The 15769-nt window shown below is 64.8% G+C and carries 14 protein-coding genes; 2 read left to right on the forward strand and 12 right to left on the reverse strand.

From position 1 onward, the window contains the following. Positions 1-127: 127 nt before the first annotated feature. From ACQ4W7_RS03850 to ACQ4W7_RS03890, 9 genes are all read right to left on the reverse strand, one after another. On the reverse strand, positions 128-838 hold the full coding sequence (locus ACQ4W7_RS03850; RefSeq protein ID WP_436528565.1) for an FAD-dependent monooxygenase: 711 nt from the start codon (positions 836-838) through the stop codon (positions 128-130). A gap of 165 nt (positions 839-1003) precedes the next feature. Further along, the gene (locus ACQ4W7_RS03855; protein WP_436528567.1) at positions 1004-1207 is read right to left on the reverse strand and encodes a hypothetical protein; all 204 of its coding nucleotides are present in this window, start codon (positions 1205-1207) and stop codon (positions 1004-1006) included. A 143-nt stretch (positions 1208-1350) separates the two neighbouring features. Next, a complete protein-coding gene (msrA, locus tag ACQ4W7_RS03860; protein WP_426071324.1) occupies positions 1351-1860 on the reverse strand; it encodes a peptide-methionine (S)-S-oxide reductase MsrA in 510 nt (169 codons plus the stop codon). A 53-nt stretch (positions 1861-1913) separates the two neighbouring features. Next, the gene (locus ACQ4W7_RS03865) at positions 1914-3257 is read right to left on the reverse strand and encodes an MBL fold metallo-hydrolase (protein WP_436528570.1); all 1344 of its coding nucleotides are present in this window, start codon (positions 3255-3257) and stop codon (positions 1914-1916) included. A 72-nt stretch (positions 3258-3329) separates the two neighbouring features. Next, positions 3330-4304: a porphobilinogen synthase gene (gene hemB / locus ACQ4W7_RS03870; RefSeq protein ID WP_436528572.1), complete on the reverse strand. Its 975-nt coding sequence runs from the start codon at positions 4302-4304 to the stop codon at positions 3330-3332. Positions 4305-4412: 108 nt separating this feature from the next. Beyond that, entirely contained in the window at positions 4413-4718 is a 306-nt protein-coding gene (locus ACQ4W7_RS03875) for a DUF535 family protein (RefSeq protein WP_436528574.1), read from the reverse strand. A 150-nt stretch (positions 4719-4868) separates the two neighbouring features. After that, complete coding sequence (locus ACQ4W7_RS03880) at positions 4869-6224, reverse strand: sensor histidine kinase (RefSeq protein WP_436528576.1); 1356 nt, start codon at positions 6222-6224, stop codon at positions 4869-4871. Further along, complete coding sequence (locus ACQ4W7_RS03885; protein ID WP_071077124.1) at positions 6214-6900, reverse strand: winged helix-turn-helix domain-containing protein; 687 nt, start codon at positions 6898-6900, stop codon at positions 6214-6216. Before ACQ4W7_RS03885 ends, ACQ4W7_RS03880 begins: the two co-directional genes overlap by 11 nt. 107 nt (positions 6901-7007) lie before the next feature. Further along, on the reverse strand, positions 7008-7397 hold the full coding sequence (locus tag ACQ4W7_RS03890; RefSeq protein WP_436528578.1) for a hypothetical protein: 390 nt from the start codon (positions 7395-7397) through the stop codon (positions 7008-7010). Between the two features lie 246 nt (positions 7398-7643). Here ACQ4W7_RS03890 and ACQ4W7_RS03895 point away from each other — a divergent pair, with 246 nt between their 5' ends. Together ACQ4W7_RS03895 and ACQ4W7_RS03900 are read left to right on the forward strand one after the other, a co-directional pair. Next, positions 7644-8420, forward strand: a complete 777-nt coding sequence (locus tag ACQ4W7_RS03895) for a DUF481 domain-containing protein (RefSeq protein WP_426071330.1) — start codon at positions 7644-7646, stop codon at positions 8418-8420. Between the two features lie 13 nt (positions 8421-8433). Beyond that, complete coding sequence (locus tag ACQ4W7_RS03900) at positions 8434-10314, forward strand: esterase/lipase family protein (RefSeq protein ID WP_436528580.1); 1881 nt, start codon at positions 8434-8436, stop codon at positions 10312-10314. Between the two features lie 69 nt (positions 10315-10383). On the opposite strand, the gene ACQ4W7_RS03905 is transcribed toward ACQ4W7_RS03900, so the two are convergent. The 3 genes from ACQ4W7_RS03905 to ACQ4W7_RS03915 form a co-directional block, all read right to left on the reverse strand. Beyond that, on the reverse strand, positions 10384-11379 hold the full coding sequence (locus ACQ4W7_RS03905) for a response regulator (RefSeq protein WP_426071332.1): 996 nt from the start codon (positions 11377-11379) through the stop codon (positions 10384-10386). Positions 11380-11392: 13 nt separating this feature from the next. Then, positions 11393-15106, reverse strand: a complete 3714-nt coding sequence (locus ACQ4W7_RS03910; protein WP_436528583.1) for a PAS domain S-box protein — start codon at positions 15104-15106, stop codon at positions 11393-11395. 404 nt (positions 15107-15510) lie between these two features. Further along, complete coding sequence (locus ACQ4W7_RS03915; protein ID WP_436528585.1) at positions 15511-15732, reverse strand: hypothetical protein; 222 nt, start codon at positions 15730-15732, stop codon at positions 15511-15513. Positions 15733-15769: the final 37 nt, after the last annotated feature.

The following is a 15769-nucleotide window of genomic DNA, read 5'->3' on the forward strand; positions in this document are numbered from 1 at the left end:
GATAAGACGGGCCGGGCCGGGCAGCAAGCGGCAAGCGGCAAGCAACAAGCAACAAGCAACAAGCATACCTGCGCCGTGTGGTCCCAGGCGCTCCCTTGCGCTGCGCTGCGGGTGATCGCCACGGTCGTCAACGGCAAGATGTCGCCAGCACCAGCAATTGCGCAGGCACGCAGCCATCGTCGCTGAAATACAGGTCCATGAACGCGCCGACGGCACGCTGCACCAGATCGGTAATATACCCCGCTTGCTGCGCGCCGTCTTGCCGCCGCGCCAGCGGGCATTCGGGCGAGACCGTGCCTGGCGCGGGGACAGCCGTGAACACGTCCACGTCAGGCGCGTTCAAGGGCGACTGCGCAGACGCGATGGCGCTGGTCTGGCGCTGGCTTGGCGCGGGTTGATCAGCGAACGCACGCGCGCATGTTTGCCCGCCAGGCCCAGCACGGCCGTGCGCATCAGCGCGAAGGCACACGTGGGCGGCGCCCTGAATTCCGTACTTTCCGTGCTTTCCGTGCCGTGGCGCACGGTTTTCACGGACCGCGTACACGCGTTCGTCGGAATAGCTGTCCAGCAAGGCCTGTGGCGCCTGGCTCTTGACCACATACGCGAGTTTCCAGGCCAGGTTGTCGGCGTCGTCGATACCGGCGTTCGCGCCGCGCATGCCGAAAATGGATACCAAGTGGCCCGCATCGCCCGCGAACAGCACACAGTCATGCCGGTAGTTGTGCGGCGTCAAGGCCTTGGCTTTATAGACGCTGATCCACACGGGATGCCATGGCTGTGTTTCCCCCATCATGGCCAGCAGGCTGTCCCTGCGGGGCGCCACGTTTTCCAGCGGCACGGGCGACACGCCTTGCGCAGGCTGGCCGTTCAGGCGGTAGTGGTGTTTGGCCGCCTGCGCGAACAGCGGCGACAGGGTTTCGATGGCGGCGATATCGCCAGGTTGGAACTGGCCCTGGCTGCTGTCGCGGTAAGAATGGATGGACCGCCAGATGTCGCTGGCCGGCTACACCAGCAGGGACAGGCGGTCCGACACATTCGGTCTTTGATAGCAAACGGCGCGGTCGCCGGGGTGGCGGATTTCATCGCTGGCTTGCTGGTACAGCATGATGGAGGAATCGATGCAGGGCCGGGCGGCGGGCGCGATGACGCTCTGGTTGCCGTCGAGCGCATAGAACTGACGCGCGCAGCTGTCGGCGATATCCTGCAAAAAACGCCGGCCGCGCCGAGCGTTTCAGGATGGCGCCCGCCATGGCATTCACGTCCGCGTGGCCGATGGCGGCCACCAGGTCGAGGGCGCGCTCCATCGCCAGTTGTCCCTCCGCTGCCCCCTGCCCCCTGCGCGCTTACTGCTTACTGCGTACGTTGCGGCAAGACCCAGTCCGGCCGGATGTAGTGGCAGGTATAGCCGTGCGGCAAACGTTGCAGATAATCCTGGTGCTCCGCTTCCGCTTCCCAGAACGGGCCGGCCGGCGTCACTTCCGTCACCACCTTGCCGGGCCACAGGCCGGAGGCGTCGACGTCGCGGATGGTGTCTTCGGCCACCAGCCGTTGCTCTTCACTCGTGTAAAAGATGGCCGAGCGGTAGCTAGTGCCACGGTCGTTGCCCTGGCGGTCCGGCGTGCTGGGGTCGTGGATTTGAAAGAAAAATTCCAGGATCTTGCGGTAGCTGATGGTGTTCGGCTCGAAGATGATCTCGATCGCTTCCGCATGCGTGCCATGGTTGCGGTAGGTGGCGTTGGCCACGTCGCCGCCGCTGTAACCCACGCGCGTGGCGATCACACCCGGATAGCGGCGCAGCAAGTCTTGCACGCCCCAAAAGCAGCCGCCGGCCAGGATCGCGGTTTCCTTGTCTTGTGTCATGTTGTTCATTCCTTGATCTGAGAACCTTATCTTACCCTGTCGCGGCAATTTCTTCAGCGGGCCAGCAAGCGTTTCAGCTGCGCCGCCTGGTAGGCGCCGATGGCGTCATTGAACAGGCAGCGGATCAAGGGGTCGTCGACGATGTCCGCTTCCACCAGCCCGGCCTGCGTGGCCGCGTCGAAAGGGCCATCGTTGATGCGCATGTACATCGATGTCAGCGATTCACCGAGCGCCAGCGCCGCATGGCACTTCACCAGCGGCACCTCGGTCGTCCAGCCCGGCGCCTCGCCGGTGGCCGGCACCAGATCAATCAAGTCGCCATGCGTGCGGTAATGCAGGACGGTGGTCGCGCCGTCGTGGCCATGCAGCGACAATCGCCACAGGCGTGGGGCCTGAAAATAGCTGTCCTCGGGCAGCTCCATGTCGCGGTAGCGCTCAAGCAAGCCGTGGTGGCAGAAGTCCAGCACCAGCGCCGTGTCGTCGTCATTCAAGGGCGCGAAACGGCGGGCGATGTCGGCGGTGGCGGGCGGCGGCGCGTCGGGGCGGTAGTCGAAATCCACGTCCTGCGGCCCAACGGGTATCACCCAGGGCAGCGGCGCGGCCGACGTCAAGCCCTGCGCATCGAGCAGCACGGACGTGGAAGGATCGAGGCGGAAGATGTGCGCCTCCGGCAGCGCGATGCCAATCTCCTGCGCAAACTGGCGGTAGGTAATCGGGAACATCGCATGGTTGTACCAGGACCAGTCTTCCTGCACGAACTGGCAGGAACTGGGCACGATGTAACGGGGCGCCAGCGCGCGCAGCTGCGGCACCCAGTCGTCGGGAAGCTCGACGGGGCCAGCCTGCGCTTGCGATGGTGCGATGACGGCGATCTCGCGCATGGTCTGGAATGGCCACAGCACCATGTCCCAGGGTGCAAACGCGGCCAGCTGCGCCAAAGTCTCGGGGCCGATCCAGGAATCGACGACGTTGAGCACATTCAGCCCGGCCGCGCGCACCTGGAACAGCGAATCGACATCGTCGTCCAGCGCCCGGCGCGGGATCACCTCGATGGCGCCCACCCGTACGGGCACATCGACGTGTAGCCGCTGCACGTGGGTAAAACCCAGCGCGCGCAGCATGGCGAATAGTTCGTCAAAGACGCAGTACAGGTAGATGGGCGTGGCGCGGTCGAGCACATCGAGACTGTCGAGCGAGCAGTGGTCGTCGTGGAAGTGCGAGATGAAGACGGCATCCCAGCGCAGCCGGCGCACGGCGTCGAGGTCGAAACGCACGGACGGGAAGGCGTGGCAATTGCGGCTGAACGGGTTTTCGACGATGGGGTCGAAGGCGATGACCGTGCCTTCGCATTCGAAGACATAGCCGGCGTGCAGGATGCGGGAGATTTTCAGGGACATAGGAGGCTACAGATCGCAGTACCAGGTTGGGCAGCGCGCCATGATACTAGAACGCCACTGCCCTCCCCGTATTTAGTACGGATTATTCAGCACATCCATCGCAAAGTACGTAAAGATCATGTCCGCGCCCGCGCGCTTGATGGCGCCCAGGGTTTCCTGCACCACGCGGCGCTCGTCGATGGCGCCCGCCTGCGCGGCGAACTTGATCATCGCGTACTCGCCGCTGACCTGGTAGGCGCCAATCGGCAGGCGCGTCACTTCACGCAGGTCGCGGATGATGTCCAGGTAGGCACCGGCCGGTTTCACCATCAGCGCGTCGGCGCCTTCGGCTTCGTCGATCAGCGACTCGCGGATCGCTTCGCGGCGGTTCATCGGGTCCATCTGATACGTCTTGCGGTCGCCCTTCAGGGTGCTGCCGGCCGCGTCGCGGAACGGGCCATACAGGCCCGAGGCGAACTTGGTGGAATACGCCATCACGGGCGTGTCATGGAAGCCGGCCGCATCGAGCGCGCTGCGAATCGCCGCCACTTGCCCATCCATGGCGGCCGATGGGGCGATGATGTCGGCGCCCGCCTGGGCTGCGATGACGGCTTGCTTGCCCAGGTTCAGCACCGTGCTGTCATTGTCGACCGTGTCGCCATGCAGGATGCCGCAATGGCCGTGGTCCGTGTATTCGCAGAAGCAGGTATCGGACATGACCACCATTTCCGGCACGGCGTCCTTGATGATGCGCGACATGCGCGCCACCAGGCCGTCCGGGTTCAGGCTGTCCGTGCCGTGGCTATCCTTGTGGTGCGAAATGCCGAAGGTCATGACGGAGCGCAAACCGGCGCGCGCATAGCGCTCGACTTCCTGCGCCAGCTTCGCTTCGGGGATGCGGCGCACGCCGGGCATGGACTTGATGTCGATGAAATCGCTGCTGCCTTCGTCGACGAAGATCGGCAGGACCAGGTCGCGCGGATTGATCTCGGTCTCGCGGAACAGCTCGCGCAGTTGCGGGGTTGCGCGCAGGCGGCGCATGCGCGAAGTGGGGAATTGTGCTGGCATGGGGTGACTGGCTTCAGGTTGAGAACGCCGATAAGGGTTGAGAACGCCGATAAGTATACGCCGATCACGCCGATTGCGCCGGGCCGCCCGGCAAAAAAGCCGCGCAGGTCAAAAAATACCGTCGGGTGCTTTCATTGCTGCTGCAGCATGGCGCCACGGCGCGCTTTTTCGACGGCACCTGTTCCAGGTCCGGCAGCCGTGCAGCGCCCGCGTGGCCTCTTTCACCGCGAGGGCGCCAGCGGGCGAGCGCACGCCCTGCAGGGCGCCCAGCTGGATGACGGCGGCGCCAGGCTGCGGCCGGAACAGGAAATTGGCCAGGTACAGCGAGACGCCGCCGCGCGTCAGGCGCAGGCATAGCTCCCCTTCGCGGCGGCTGTGGCGCGGCATTGCCGCCGATGGCGCTAAAGTTTGCATGCGAACGGCTCTACTGAACGGGACGCGGCGACGGCCGCAGGCAGCCCGGAACAGGCGGCTGCGCGCACGCAGCCGCTCTACGCCGGGTAGATCGGATGATAGGGGGAGGTAAAAACGAAGGGGGTTACAAGTTGGTAATGTGCGGCCCGGCTAGCGCAGCAGCCGCAAACGCAGGCGCAAGCCCGGCGCCGCATCCTCGATCTCCAGGCTGCCCCCATGCAGGGCGGCGATGGCCGCCACGATGGACAAACCCAGGCCATTGCCGGGCAGATGGCGGCTCTTGTCGAGCCGGTAAAAACGCTGCGTCAGCTTCGGCAGTTCCTCCGCTGGCACGCCGGGGCCGTTATCGCGCACGGCCAGCCAGCTGCCCTGTTCATCGCTGCCGGCCGACACTTCCACCGTGGCGCCCCGCCCCGCATACTTGATGGCGTTGTCGACCAGGCTGGCCAGCGCGCTGCCCAGCAGGTTGCGGTCGCCGCGCGCCGGCACGCCGTCACCATACATCTGCACCAGCAGCACGCCCTGCTCGTCGGCCGTGGCTTCATACATTTCGACGATGTCGGCACCGATCTGATGCAGGTCGATATCATTGAAATTCTCGGGACGCATGCCCGATTCGGCCGCCGCGATCTGCAGCAGCTTGTCGAACACGCGCGTCAGGTCGTCGATATCGTCGATGGCCGCCTGCGCCGCGTTCTCAAAACCGGCCACGCTCTGCTGCTGGCGCAAGGCGCCATCGAGCTTGTTGCGGATGCGCGCCAACGGCGTGCGCAAGTCGTGCGCAATGGCGTTCGACACGTGGCGCACGCCTTCCATCAAGTGTTCGATGCGGTCGAGCATGCGGTTGATGTCGCGGCTCAGCAAGCCGAATTCATCCTGGCTGGCGACAGGAATGCGCCGACTCAGGTCTCCCGCCTCGATTTCCCCCGCCGTGCGGCGGATTTGCCCGATGCGCGCCTCGAGCTGGCGGCGGAACAGCCACGCGCCCGCCACCACCAGCAAGATGGCCACGCCGCCGCCATACGCCAGCGCACGCAGCACCAGGGCGCGGATGGACTTGCCCTCTTCCATGTCGCGTCCGACGAACAGGCGAGCGCCGCCCGCCAGGTCGCGGATCAGCATGCGCGCGGGCACCCTGCGCCCTTCGCGCGTGACGTCGCGGTGCAGCAAGCGACCCACGGGACTGGCCGCATCGGGCCAGGACGACAGATTGCCGGCCACGCGGTGGCCATCGGCGCCCACCAGCAAGAAGATCTCCGTGTCGCTGTCGGTGCGGTCGGTGAGCAGATGGGCGATTTCCGCCGTCGTGCGGCTGCTGCCACCCTGCTGGTACAGCGCGGCGAGGCGCTCCGAGAGCAAGGTCAGCTTGCGATCCACGCTGCGGTCAAGCACGCCGATGGTGCCAAAATAGAAGACGGCGCAGACAATGCTGATCGACACGACCACCAGCACGCCATAGCCGAGCGCCAGACGGGCCGCAATGGAATGGTGCCAGCTACGCGCCATCGAGCACGCCCAGGGTGTAGCCGACGCCGCGCACCGTGTGGATCAGCGGCGGCGAAAACTCCTTGTCCACCTTGGTGCGCAAGCGGCTTACCTGCACGTCGATGACGTTCGTCTGCGGGTCGAAATGGTAGTCCCACACGGCTTCGAGCAGCATGGCGCGCGTGACGGACTGGCCCTGGTGGCGCATCAGGTATTCCAGCAGGCGAAATTCGCGCGGCTGCAGGGCGATTTGCCGGTTGGCGCGCGTCACGCGCATGGTGCGCATGTCGAGCACCAGGTCGGCCACCTGCAGCTGCGTCGATTCGGGCACGGGCGCGGCGCGCCGCAGTAGCGCCTCGATGCGCGCCAGCAGTTCGGCGATGGCGAACGGTTTTGACAAATAATCGTCGCCGCCGCTGCGCAGGCCGCGCACGCGCTCGTCGACGCTGGACAGGGCCGACAGCACCAGCACGGGCGTGTTGCGGCCCATGCCGCGCAGGCGCGCGACGATGGCCAGGCCATCGATCTCCCCTGGCAGCAGGCGGTCGAGCACCAGCGCATCCCAGTCTTCGCCGCAGGCCAGGCGCATGCCGTCGATACCATTGTCGCAGGCGGTGACGTCGTGGCCCGCCTCGCGCAGGCCGGCACAGATATAGCGGGAAGTTTCGGCTTCGTCTTCGATGACCAGGCAGCGCACGGGGAATTCCTTGTAAAGATCGGGACAGCAAATAGGCGCAGCATACGCCAGGCGCGCGCCACTTGCCAGCCCCGCCGCGTACCCGTGCCGCCACGGAGCATTCCCGGCTAGTTACATTTTCCGCGCAGCTTGGCGATCGCCACGAAGGGCAAGGCATACACGCCACCGATGGCGAGCGGGCCGATGCCGGTGGGCTGACGCTTCAAGCCGTCGGCGTGCAGGCAGTCTGGCACCTTCGCCTCGGCAAAGACGGCGGAAAACTGTTCATATTTCCGGTCGGCGCGTATCGTCACCTGCTGCATGGCCGCCTGCGGCTGCGCGTCACGCACCTGCGCCTCTTCCGCCAGTACGGCGCGCACGGCATCGCGTATCATCGATTGCGTCAGTTGCGGCCCCGGTTCCGGTAACGGTGCCCCGTCAAGCGCTTGCGCGCCGGCTTGCGCCGCGAGCCACAGCCCGGCCACAGTGACAAGCTTGCGTACCATTTTCATCGTCATCACCCACGCATGCCAAGTTTGCAATATGTCCCATAATATAATATAGCAGCATTCATGTGCCCCGTCGCGTGCGGCGAACGATGACAGGGTCGGGTACAATACGGCCTCGACAATGCTCGGCCGCGCCCGCGCGCGCATGTGCGCATGTTTTAATCGGCGCCGCCCGGCTTGCTGCGGCCTGCATCCATACCACTGCCACGAACGAACAACAGGCACGCCCGGCGCGCGCCACAGACAAATACAGCCATGAAATCGACCCACTCTCTCGCACTGGCGCTGGCCATGGCCATCACCTGCGGCAGCGCCACCGCCGCAGACGCTAAACAAAGCATGCTGTTCGATGAAATTCCCATTGGCAGCTGGAGCACCTCCGCCGAACTGGGCGCCATCACCACCTCGGGCAATACGGTCGGCACCTCGGTGACGGGCAAGATCGACGCGCGCCAGGAACTCGATGACTGGAGCAACCAGTACATCTTCAGCGGCTACTTCAAGGAAGATGAAACGACGAACGACGACGGACAAAAAGTGCGCGAGCGTTCGGCCGAACGCTTTTCTGCTTCCGCCAAGGCCGCCTACAAGCTGATGGCGGACCATGAAAAACTGTTCGTACTGGCTTCGCACGTCAACGACAAGTTCGGCGCCTACACCAAGTACTCGACCCTGGCTGTCGGTCATGGCTCGCGCTGGTATCAATCGAGCGATAAAAGCGTCGACGTGGAATTCGGTCCAGGCTATTTCAGCGGCACCAACGACACGGGCGAATCGGAACACGGCCTGACGGTGCGCGGCGCGGCCGCCATGAAGTGGAAGATCAGCCAGTCGGCGATGTTTACGCAGACGCTCAGCGTGGAACGGGGCACCTCGAACACCCACTCCATCGCCGAAACCGCCCTCAGCACGAAGATCAACGGCACCATGCAGATGAAGGCCGCCTTCAGCGCCCGCAATGACACGCGCGTGCCCGACGACAAGAAGAACACGGATACGCAGACGTCGCTGACCCTGGTCTACTCTTTCTAAGGCGCGCCACCCAATGCTGATGCTGATGCGGCGTCTGCGCGCCTGCGCCCTCGTGTGCGGCGCGGCGCTGCTGAGCGGCTGCGCCGCCGTCACCGTCAGCGCGATCTCCCCGGCCGACTACCTGCAGCAGCGGCGCGGCGACATCCTCACCACGGGCAAGCTGAGTGCCTCGGCCAGCGAAGTGCTGCGCATTATCGGCAGCGACATCGCCGCCTGTGTAGCCAATACGGGCAGCTGCCGCGCCGACCTGGCCCGCTCCGATCTGCTCAGCGACGAACAGCGCCTGGCCACGCTGTCCGAATTGTGGCTGGAAAGCGCCCTGGCAGAAGAGAAGCAAGGTGGCCATGCCAGCGCCGAATTGCTGGCCGCCTGGCTGGAATCGGCCCGCTACGCCTATGCCTACCTGTTCTACACGACGCGCACGCCGGGCCAGCGCGCCTTCGAGGAACGCCAGACGCAAATCCGCGACTACTATAACTACGCCGCGCAAAAGGCCGTCGGCAACCTGTTCCGCCACCGCGGCGAGTACCGCCCCGACGGCCATGTGATCCGCGTCGCCGGCTGGCAGATCGACAGCGAATTGTCGGCCCTGCGCCTGCCCGAAGACGGCACCCTGCCCGAAGAACTGCTGCCGGCCACCTCGCTGTCGTTTTCCGGCCTGCGCAATGTGTACCGGCGCGACGGCTTCGGCGCCGACCTGGTGGCCGTCATGCCCAAGCCAAGCGCATCGAAAGGCGAGTATGTGCCTTACCAGGAAACCCGCTTTCCTGTCGTCACGGCGCTGATCCGCTTCGACGGCAACAGCCTGCAAGAGGTATTGGCCACGCAGAAGTTGATGGTGATGCTGGTCGATCCGACGCGCAGCGACTCGACACGCATGGCGGGCCAGGAATTGCCCGTGGCGGCCAACTTCACGGCCGGCTATGGCTTGTGGCTGGCTCGTTCCGGCTTTGGAGTGCAGGCGCTGCGCACCCTGTTCGGCCGCGCCGACGGCATTTCGCGCCCGCAGGTGCACCTGATGCAGCCTTATGACCCGAACAAGCGCACCATCGTCATGCTGCACGGCCTGGCCAGCAGCCCGGAAGCGTGGATCAATGTGGCAAATGAACTGATGGGCGACGAACAACTGCGCCGCCGCTACCAGATCTGGCAGGTGTACTACCCGAGCAATGCGCCGCTGGCGGCCAACAACGTCGCCATCCGCCAGGCGCTGAACGCGACGCTGGCGCAATTCGACCCTTCGACCAAGGCCGACGCCGCGAACGACATGGTCTTGATCGGCCATAGCATGGGCGGCGTGCTGGCGCGCCTGATGGTCTCGGACGCCAGTAACACCGTGCTCGACGCCATCACGGAAGAATACAATTTGAAGGGCAAGAAGGCGGAAAAAGTACGCGCCGGACTGGCGCCCTACCTCAATTTCACGGCCATGCCGCAGGTAAACCGCGCCATCTTCATCGCCGCACCGCACCGCGGCACCTCGTTCGCCAACCACAAGGTGGCGCGCTGGATCGCCAACCTCGTCACACTGCCCATCACCATGCTCGACCAATTATCGGACGCCGCCGGCAGCCTGGCGCAGCTCGACACGGGCAGCAGCGAACCGCTGCGCATCCCCAACAGCATCGATAACCTCAGCGACAAGGACCCGTTCGTGCGCCTGGTAGCCGACCTGCCCATCAGCCCGAAAGTACGCTATTACTCGATCATGGGCAACGACACGCCGCAGCTGCCCCTGGCCGAATCGAGCGACGGCGTGGTGCCCTACGCCAGCGCCCACCTCGACGGCGCCCTGTCGGAAAAAGTCATCCCCTCGTGGCACAGCGTGCAGGAAAGCCCGCAGGCGATCCTCGAGATACGGCGGATTTTGCGGCTGCCGGACACCTTGCCCTGAGCGGTCGCAGGCCGGATGCGTGGGACCGCCGAGGTGGGCCTAGCCCCGCGTAATCCGACATGCGCCGCCCTACACCGGCTCGCGCCACTTGTCCTTGATTTCCAGCATGGTCGGCAAGTGTTCCACAAACAGCGCCAGCAACTGCGGGTCGAAGTGCGTGCCGCTGTCGCGCTGCATGGTGGCGATCGCGTCTGACACCGTCCAGGCGGGCTTGTACGGACGTTCGCTGGTGAGGGCGTCGAAGACGTCGGCGATGGCGACGATGCGGCCTTCGTGGGGAATTTCCTCGCCTTTCAAGCCTTGCGGATAGCCGCTGCCATCCCATTTCTCGTGGTGCGTCAGGGCGATGATGCGCGCCATTTTCAGCAGGCCGCCCGGGTGCTCGCCGATGATGGCCGCGCCGATTTCCGCGTGGCTGCGCATGACCTTCCATTCTTCCGCATCGAGCTTGCCCGGCTTTTGCAGGATGGCGTCGGGGATGCCGATCTTGCCCACGTCGTGCATGGGTGCCGCGTTGAGCAAATCTTCCGCATGCGCCGCGCTGTAGCCGGCCGCCAGCGCCAGTTGGCGCGCGTAATAGCTCATGCGGATGACGTGCATGCCCGTCTCGTTATCCTTGTATTCGGCCGCCTGGCCCAGAGTCTGGATCACCTGCAGGCGCGAGCGGCGCAATTCCTCGGCATCGACCAGCGACAAATGCGTGCGCACGCGGGCGCGCACGATGGGCGGGCTGACGGGCTTGGTGATGTAATCGACAGCGCCGGCGTCAAAACCGTCCGCCTCATCCTTCACGTCGCACAGGGCGGTGACGAAAATGACGGGAATGGACGCAGTGGCCGGCATGGCCTTGAGCTGGCGGCACACCTCGTAGCCCGTCATGGCGGGCATCATGATGTCGAGCAGGATCAGTTTGACGGGGTTGTTCTGCGCCAGTTCCAGCGCCTTGTCGCCATCCTTGGCGTACAGCAGACGGTAATCGTCCTGCAAGATTTGCCGCAACACCTGCAGATTCGTCGCTTCGTCGTCCACCAACAGCAGGATCGGCTTGTCTTCGTGTAAGGTCATCGTTAGCCCAATATCAGGAAAGGTCGGCTGGCGCTGGCGCTTCCAGCCACGCCAGCAGTTGGCGCAGCACGCCTACGGCCCGCGCAAATTCAAAGTCGTCGATGGCGCTGGCCAGCGCCTGCAGGCGTTGCTGCTGACCGTGCGGCGCCAACATGGCAGCAATCTGCGCCATCAGGGCGTCGTCCAGTTGTCCGCCTTCCAGGCTGGCAATGGCTTGCCGCAGCAAGGCGCCAAAGGCGGGCGCATCGAGGGGTGCGGCGGCATCAGGCGTTGCGTTGGCCTGCGCCGGCGGCGCCTCGGTTGCCGCCTCCAGCTCGCCGGCCAGCGCCATGAAGGCGGCGGCCAGTTGCACCAGCAATTCGGTCGCCGGCAGCTGGCGCGCGATGGCTTGCTCGATGCGTCCCAGCAGGCTTTCGACCTGCACCAGGCACAAGTTGCCCGCAGCGCCCTTGATACGGTGCAGCAAGTGGGCGGCCACGCTGCTGCCGCCACGTTCCAGCTCCGCGGCCAGCATGGCGGCGCAATCGCCATTGGCCTGCACGAAGCGCGCGATGGCCCGTTGCAAGGTCTCGCGGCCGCCCCACAGGGCGATGCCACGCTGCCAGTTCACCTGGCCGGCAGTCGCACGTGTCGCCGCGCCGGCCGCCGGCGGCGGCATGGCCACGGCGATATCGAGCAGGCGGGCGATTTCCACAGTCAGCTTGTGCATTTCCAGCGGCTTCGAGGCAAAGCCGTTCATGCCCGCCGTCTGCGCGGCGCGCCGGTCCTGTTCCAGCACGCTGGCCGTCAGAGCGATGATGGGCGTCGCCTTCAAGCCCTGTTCGTGTTCATGCACGCGTATCAGGCGCGTCGCTTCCAGGCCATCCATGCGTGGCATCTGCACATCCATCAGCACGATGTCGAAGCTGCCCGTGCGGAATTCGCGCACGGCGCTCTCGCCATCGCTGGCGGCGATCACCTGGTGACCGGCCGCGCCCAGGGTAATCAGCAGCAGCTCCACATTCTGCGGCACGTCGTCGGCCGCCAGGATGCGCAGCGGCGGCAAGGCCACTACGGCATGCTCGCTGCGGCGCAACACTGCCTTGCCCGGCGCCAGCGGCAGCAGCACGTGGAATACGCTGCCCACGCCCAGCGTGCTTTCCACCGTGATGGTGCCACCCATCAATTCGACCAATTGCAGCGAAATCGTCGTGCCCAGTCCCGTGCCGCCAAAGCGGCGGCTCATGGAAGAATCGGCTTGCGTAAATGGGGCGAAGATCTTGTCCAGACGGTCGGCGGGGATGCCGATGCCCGTGTCGTGCACGGCGATATGCACCTGTTCGCCCTGCATGCCGACGGCCACGCGCACATGGCCCACTTCGGTGAACTTGACGGCGTTGCCGATCAGATTCGTCAGCACCTGCTGCACCCGGCGCGCGTCGCCCAGGAAGAACTGGCTCATGCCGGGATCGACATCCACATGCAGCACCAGGTCGCGCGCCTGTGCCGTGATGCGCAGGGAGGCCGCCACATGGTCGACCAGGTCGGGCAGCGAAAAGTCCACCAGTTCCAGCTCGGTGGCGCCTTTTTCCAGCTTGGCCATGTCGAGGATGTCGTTGAGCAGTTCGAGCAGGGAACGCGCCGACTGGCGCACCGTGCCCAAATGGCGGCGCTGCAGGCTGTCCAGGGCAGTCCCCAGCAGCACTTCCGTAAAGCCGATGATGGCGTTCATTGGCGTGCGGATTTCATGGCTCATGTTGGCCAGGAAGCTGGTTTTCGATTCGGCGGCCAGCTCGGCGCGGTCTTTTGCCGCGCGCAGGTTTTCCTGCATGGCGCGCCGTTCGCTGACGTCGGTGGCCAGCTTGACCACCTTGAAGGGCTTGCCGTCCGTGTTGAAGATCGGGTTGTACGAGGCCTGTATCCACACTTCCCGGCCATCCTTGTCGATGCGCTTGTACTCGCCCGTGTTGAACTGGCCATGGGCCAGCTGCTGCCAGAACGCGATGTAGTCCGGCGAGGTGACATAACCGGGTTCGCAGAAGATGCTGTGGTGCAGACCCAGCACGTCATCGAGCTGGTAGCCGACCAGGTCGAGGAAGTTCTGGTTGGCCGCCAGGATGCACCCTTGCAGGTCGAACTCGATCACGGCCATCGCGCGCGAGATGGCCGTCACCTTGCCTTCGTATTCCGCGTTGCGCAATTCGCTTTCCGTGATGTCGAGGATGACGCCGTCGATCCAGCGCACGACGCCGTCGTTATCCAGCACGGGGCCGCTGCTTTCGCGCACCCAGCGCTCGCGCCCGTCGCGGTGGATCAGGCGGTAGACGTTCTCGAAATCGCGTTTTTCGCCGGCCGCCTGCACACAGGTGTCGTTGACGCGCTGGCGGTCGTCAGGATGCACGAGGTCGAACAGCCTGACCCGCCCTTCGACGAAGTCCTGCGGCATCCAGCCTGTCAGGTTGAAGACGGCGTCGCTGATGAAAATCATCTTCCATTCGGGCGCGAAGCTGCAGTGGAAGGACACGCCGGGGATATTGCGGATCAGGGTGCGGTACTGGCGCTCGCTATCCTTCAGCGCCTGCTCCATGCTGCGCGAGGAACGCATGTCCGTCACGAAGGCCACGAACAGGGGCTGGCCCGGCGTGTCGATCTTGCCGATCGCCACGCGCATCGGCAACACCGCGCCATCCTTGTGGCAGCCATCGAGTTCGCGTCCGCTGTCGAGGATGCGCGAGGCGCCCGCTTCCAGGTAGTCGCGCAAATAACCCTCGTACTCGGCGGCATCGGCCGGCTGCAGCAGCACGCTGGCGTCGCGCCCCACGATGTCCGCTTCGTGCCAGCCAAACAGGTTTTCCGCAGCGGGATTGAAGGAGCGCACCTTGCCCTGGCCATCGATGGTGATCAGGCCATCGGCGGCCGTATCGACGATGGCGCGCAGGCGCGACTCGCTGACGCTGGCGTGGCGCAGCAACTGGCGGTAGCGCAGCAAGCCGTTCGCGGCGGCCACGAAGACGGTCAGAGTGACGGTAATCAAAGCCACGGCCAGGGCCACGAACGAGGCCTGGACCGTAATCGTGTTCTCGCCTGCCGTGGGGGTGCCGGAAAAGCGCGCCGCCAGCATGCCCGTGTAATGCATGCCGGAAATAGCCATGCCCATGACGACACTGCTGACCAGCAGCGCCGCCAGCGGGCTGAGGCGCAAACGCATGGCGTTCAGGCCGAAGCGTATCCACAGCGCCAGCATGGCCATGGTGACGGCCACCAGCAGCGACAGGACAAACAACCACGGTTGATAGTGCAGGGTCAGCGAGGTTTGCATGGCGGCCATGCCGCTGTAATGCATGGAGCCGATGCCCAGCCCCACCAGCACGCCGCCCACCACCAGCTGGCGCCAGTTGATGCGCGGGCGCGCCAGCAAGTGCAGCGCCACCCACGAGGCAGCCACGCCCGGCAGCATCGACAGTAAGGTCAGGTTGGGCTCGAAGGACACGCGCGTGCAGATGTCGAAGGCCAGCATGCCGATGAAGTGCATCGACCAGATGCCGCCGCCCAGCGCAATGGCGCCCGTGATGATGGCTGTCTGGCGCTGGAAGCCGCGCTCGCTGCTGCGCGCCATGCCGGCAATCTGCAGGGCCATGAACGAGGCAAAGATAGCGATGCCGATGGAAAACAGCACCAGCCCGACATTGTGCGTGCCATAGATGTACTGCATGGCATCGGTCGATACGGCAAAGATGGAACTAAACATACTGTCGTGGCATAAGAGAGTGAAACCTAACGTCGCTAAACATGACGGCGCACCGCGCGCCGGCGCCAGGCTTTTTAGTAAAGCGGCAACACAGCGAAAATGACAACGGTAGCAGTCGACCAGGGCAAGACTCGGTCATCACGCCCGCGGCTGCCGCGCGGGGGAAAGGTGCTCGTTCAGAGAGAAGAAGCGGAATACGTACGAACTCTGGCGCGGATAGCTGGCCGCCAGCGTGACGATGATTTTCTAAAGAGCCTTGAGTATAGTTGCTTTGCGAAAAGATTCATAGGACTTCAGCAATATAGTTATCAAAAATGATAGCTATTGCGGCGGCGATGCGACAATGGTCCGTCTACGCCTGCGGCCAGCACACGCGGACCGCGCCGGGATTGTTAGCTGGATTGTTAGCTGGACAGGCCCAGCGTCTCGCAGACAGCGATAGCGGCCAGTCCACTTCGGCTGCTGAGTTCGTCCTTGATCTGGCACAGCGACCAGCGCTGCGGCCCGGGCAAGTCCAGGCCCACCACGCGGATCAGCGGAGAGTCCGCGAGGGTCGTGTAGCACAGCGGTTCCACGCGCGCCAGCGGTGGCGCTGCCCGGTAGACCTGCAGCGCGCCTGCATGCATGACCACTTTCAGCCGCTGCAGCTACGCCAACTCCCGC

The sequence above is a fragment of the Janthinobacterium algoris genome (genome assembly GCF_051380935.1).
In the GTDB taxonomy this organism is placed as follows: domain Bacteria; phylum Pseudomonadota; class Gammaproteobacteria; order Burkholderiales; family Burkholderiaceae_D; genus Janthinobacterium.